This is a genomic window from Ruegeria sp. CE9, assembly GCF_056537425.1.
In genome coordinates, this window is the sequence record NZ_JBQFRO010000066.1 from 1 (window position 1) to 1,277 (window position 1,277).

Sequence of the window (1,277 nt, forward strand, 5' to 3'; positions counted from 1 at the left end):
GATTGCTTCCATCGCGGCGCAGTCATCTTCGAGACTTGCGCGGAATTTAACCTTAACACCCTTGGCTGTTAGCCAGTCCAAATCAGGCTCTGACCAATGTGTTTTCGGGCAGGCCGTGCCAACATAGGGCACATCGGCCCCACTCTCGATCAGCAGGCGCGCGACCAAAAGCTCTGACCCCTCATAGCCCGACAAGGTGATCGTTCCGTTGATCTTTTGGGCGGCAAGCGCACCTTTGATCGCGGGCAAAAAGGCGTTTTGTGCAGCAGCAATCTGATCCGCCGCAACACCATAAGCCGCACCAATCGCAGACAGCCATGCGGCTGTTCCGTCATATCCAACGGGGGCGCTGCCAATAATCGTGCGGCCTGCGGCCTGAAATTCTCGGATGGCGGATGTGTAAAACGGGTGGATTGCTGCCACCACTTCGCTATCCAAGGCAGAATAGAGCTCGCGCCACTCACGGCAGGGAACGACCGGACCTGCCGCCAGACCGAGCGGCGCGAGCATCCCACCAATCCCAATGGGATCGGCTGGGAACATCTCGCCCAACAGGGTCACTGTCGGGCGATCTGATTTGCCCGAAACAGGGGCTTGGACGGGGCCAGCCTCCACCTCTTTACGGGCATAATTCAACATAGCGCCTGCAAGCACATCTTTGGCTTCGGCATGGGTGGGAATTCCAAATCCTGGCACATCAATGCCCACGATCCGAACACCGTTAATCTCCTGCGGCAGGAGACGCAGCGGAACACCAGAGGCGGTCGGAACGCAAAGATTGGTCACCACAATCGCATCATAGCGCGCGGGATCTGCCATCTCGTGAACAGCATCCCGAATGTCCTCGAAGAGTTTGCCCGTAACCAAACTTTCCGAGTTGAAAGGCACATAGCCGACTGAACGGCGCGCGCCATAAAAATGGCTGACAAAGCTGAGGCCATAGACACAGCAGGCCGAGCCAGACAAAACCGATGCCACGCGGCGCATCCGCAACCCTACGCGCAAACTGCCAAAGGCAGGGCACATGCTTTGGGGTTTGTCATGCGGCCCCTGCGGGTAATCGCGGGCATATTGATCAAGGATTTCGGATTTCCCCGCCATGCGTGCGGCGGCTTCCATTTCGGCCGCCCCTGCGTGGCAACCCATACCCTGCCCCAATTCGGGCGGAGTCTGCCCATCCGAAGCGGCAGATGCATCAGCGCGATCTTGGCCGAGGATTACCTCGGCCTCATCGGCAGCATCATATCTCACTTCTTCGGACATTCTTCCTCAGACCT

1 protein-coding gene is annotated in these 1,277 nt (G+C 58.2%); it reads right to left on the minus strand.

The window, feature by feature from the left end; all coding sequences use genetic code 11:
- Positions 1 to 1,263 (minus strand): chlorophyllide a reductase subunit Y (bchY, locus tag ACR0B3_RS24015; RefSeq protein ID WP_480811240.1); only part of this gene is annotated, 1,263 nt, incomplete at its 3' end.
- Between the last annotated feature and the right edge of the window lie 14 nt (positions 1,264 to 1,277).